The sequence below is a fragment of the Pontimicrobium sp. MEBiC01747 genome, assembly GCF_053601635.1.
Genome location: NZ_JBSHNS010000451.1, coordinates 1 through 3,103, shown reverse-complemented (window position 1 = coordinate 3,103; position 3,103 = coordinate 1). Strand labels below are relative to the sequence as shown.

The 3,103-nt window shown below is 29.5% G+C and carries 3 protein-coding genes and 1 tRNA gene; all 4 read right to left on the bottom strand.

What is annotated here, in order from left to right; all coding sequences use genetic code 11:
• Positions 1 to 189 precede the first annotated feature (189 nt).
• Positions 190 to 277: transfer RNA gene (locus ACVC2P_RS14810), tRNA-Ser, on the bottom strand.
• Between the two features lie 81 nt (positions 278 to 358).
• The gene (locus tag ACVC2P_RS14805) at positions 359 to 1,390 is read right to left on the bottom strand and encodes an asparaginase (protein ID WP_452599231.1); all 1,032 of its coding nucleotides are present in this window, start codon (positions 1,388 to 1,390) and stop codon (positions 359 to 361) included.
• A gap of 45 nt (positions 1,391 to 1,435) precedes the next feature.
• The gene (locus ACVC2P_RS14800; RefSeq protein WP_452599230.1) at positions 1,436 to 2,203 is read right to left on the bottom strand and encodes a TatD family hydrolase; all 768 of its coding nucleotides are present in this window, start codon (positions 2,201 to 2,203) and stop codon (positions 1,436 to 1,438) included.
• 77 nt (positions 2,204 to 2,280) lie between these two features.
• Positions 2,281 to 3,021: a tetratricopeptide repeat protein gene (locus ACVC2P_RS14795; protein WP_452599229.1), complete on the bottom strand. Its 741-nt coding sequence runs from the start codon at positions 3,019 to 3,021 to the stop codon at positions 2,281 to 2,283.
• Between the last annotated feature and the right edge of the window lie 82 nt (positions 3,022 to 3,103).

Below are 3,103 nucleotides of genomic sequence, written 5' to 3'. Positions count from 1 at the left end.
TAATCTTTTCATTGTCGTGTGATCTTAATTTTATTAGTTAAAGTGCTAAAGATATAAAAAAAATGTAATTAAAAAATAAAAATAGCAATTGGCGAAAGGGTTTTAACGTAATAACAATTTAAATTATTGAATTGTTTGATAAATACTACTTTCTTTAAATTATCTACAAAAATTTTCTAATAACTTTTGCAGAGAGGAAGGGATTCGAACCCTCGATACGCTATAAACGTATACACACTTTCCAGGCGTGCGCCTTAAACCACTCGGCCACCTCTCTTTATTATTCTAAAAAGTTTCCTTTTTAGAGTTTTCAAATAAAGAGAAAAAAGTTTAATTGCTAAAACTTTACTTGCAAATTTTATGCCATTTCCCCTCTTAAAGGGGTTTCATAGATGGTTTTAAACAAGTTAGGTGATATATTTTGAGCCAATAAATACATTAATTTACTAATTGCAGCCTCTGTAGTTATATCTTTTCCCGAAATAACACCTATTTTTTTGAGCTTTTCGCTCGTTTCATACTGTCCCATAATTACACTTCCTCCAGAACATTGTGTTACATTAACAATGTGTACTCCTTTATTTATAGTTTCTTTTAATAGGGAAACAAACCATTTTTCTGTTGTACAATTCCCTGCTCCGTATGTTTCTAAAACGACACCTTTTAGTTCTGGAGTATTAAAAATGGTTTGTAATAATTTTTCAGAGATTCCTGGAAACAACTTTACTATTGCTACATTAGAGTCTAGTGTTTTATGTACGTGTAGCGACTTTCTAGGATTAGGCTTCAACAAATATTCGTTATTTACTTTTAAATGCACTCCAGATTCTGCTAAATCTGGATAGTTTAAAGAAGCAAAAGCTTCAAAATGTTCGGCATTAATTTTAGTCGTTCTATTAGCTCTATATAATTTGTATTCAAAATATAGGCAGACTTCTTTTATAATTGGTTTATTATAATGTTGTAATGATGCAATTTGTATAGAGGTTATTAAATTTTCTTTAGCATCCGTTCTTAAATCTCCTATTGGTAATTGAGACCCTGTAAAAATTACTGGTTTTGCTAAATGTTCTAGCATAAAACTTAATACAGAAGACGAGTAACTCATGGTATCGCTTCCGTGCAAAATTACAAAACCATCAAAAGCTTCATATTGTTTTTCTATAATTTCAGCAATATCCACCCAATATTTTGGAGCCATATTACTAGAATCTATAGGTTCTTCAAAAGATATGGTTTCAATATTACAATCTAACAGTTTTAATTCTGGGATACGAATTAATAAATTATCAAAATCGAAAGCTCTTAGGGCTCCCGTTTCTGGGTCTTTAATCATACCTATTGTTCCTCCTGTATATATAAGGAGTATGTTTGGGATGCTTTTTGTCATATATTTATTAATTTATATATAGCTTCTGTTAAATTATAAGTTTTTTTAAATCCCAAAAACAGCTTTAGAGTTTTCGGTAGTTCTCTCTGCTATTTCTTCTATGGGTAACTCATATAGTTCAGATAGTTTTTCTAGAACCTTTGTAAGGTATGCACTTTCATTGCGTTTTCCTCTATATGGTTTTGGTGCTAAATAAGGAGAATCGGTTTCTAGAACAATATGTTTTAAATCTATTGTATTTAAAAATTGATCTATTTTTCCATTCTTAAAAGTTACTACACCTCCTATGCCTAGCTTCATATTATATGATATAGCTTTATGTGCCTGTTCTAATGTACCAGTAAAACAATGAAAAATCCCAAACAAGTCATCTGCTTTTTCTTCTTCTAAAACTTCAAACACAGCATCAAAAGCATCTCTACAATGTATAACTATAGGTAAACGATATTGTTTAGCTAATTTTATTTGATACCTAAAAGCATCTTGCTGAATGCTTAGTGTTGTTTTATCCCAATACAAATCGATACCAATTTCTCCAACAGCATAAAATTTTCGGCTAGCTAACATGTCTTCTACATGCTTTAACTCCTCTTTATAATTATCCTTTACATGTGTTGGGTGTAACCCCATCATTAAAAACACATGCTTAGGAAAACTGTTTTCTAACTCTAGCATAGATTTTGTATACGTCGAATCTATAGCTGGTATAAAAAAACGTTTTACTCCTGCATCTAATGCTCGTTGTATCATTTCGTCTCTATCTTCATTAAAAGACTCACTATATAAATGTGTATGCGTATCTGTAATTATCATGCGGTAAAAATATAAAAGTCATCGTTAATTGATGACTTTTATAAATGCATTTTTTATTGATTATTTAGTCTTTATAACTAATCTAGTTTATTTAAAAGTTTTTGAGCTCGATTATAGTCTTCTGCGTCTTCAGGTATTTGCTGTAATAACTTAACACATGCTGCGTTATTTTTTTGTTTTAATTTACTTAATGCCCAGTACCATTTTGCTTTATTTTTATATACTGAATTTGTTTCGGAAAGTTTTCTTAGCAATTCATCTGCTTCTCTATAGTCGTTGGTTTCTATTAAACATATAGCTTTATATAATTGAAGTTCTAAATTAGTTGGTGTTTTACTCAAAATCTTATTAAATAAAGATTTTGCTTCTGTAAACTTTTTATTGTTAAATGCTTTTTCTGCTTCTTTAAGCAAACCATCATCTCCTCCTCTAATTGTTAAGCTTATTATTTCATAGTTATTATAATCACTAAAACTTGGGTTAGACAATTTATTAAATACAGTAGCTCCTATTATTAAAATAGCTGCAACAGCAATTGCATATTTAAAAAAGCTTACTCGTTTTGGTTTTTGCTCTACTGTATCGTTATCGTCATTAAAATAGTTGTTTGAAATATTTTCTAAATTAGTTTTAAAGGTATTAGCGCTCTCATCGTCTTCAAATTTATGTTTTAAATGCATAGACAACTCCTTATATATAGTAAAGCTTTCTTTAAATGCTGCATCGTTTTCTAATCGTTCTTCAAAATTAGCATAGGCTTCTTTAGAGAGTTCTTTTTGTAAGTACTGGTCGAATAAAATATAATCTTGATCTTCCATACAATTAATTATTAAGTTGTTTAAATCTTGATGATTCTTGAACTAGCTTAGTTAACTTGCCTATACATAGAGATTTCTTTTT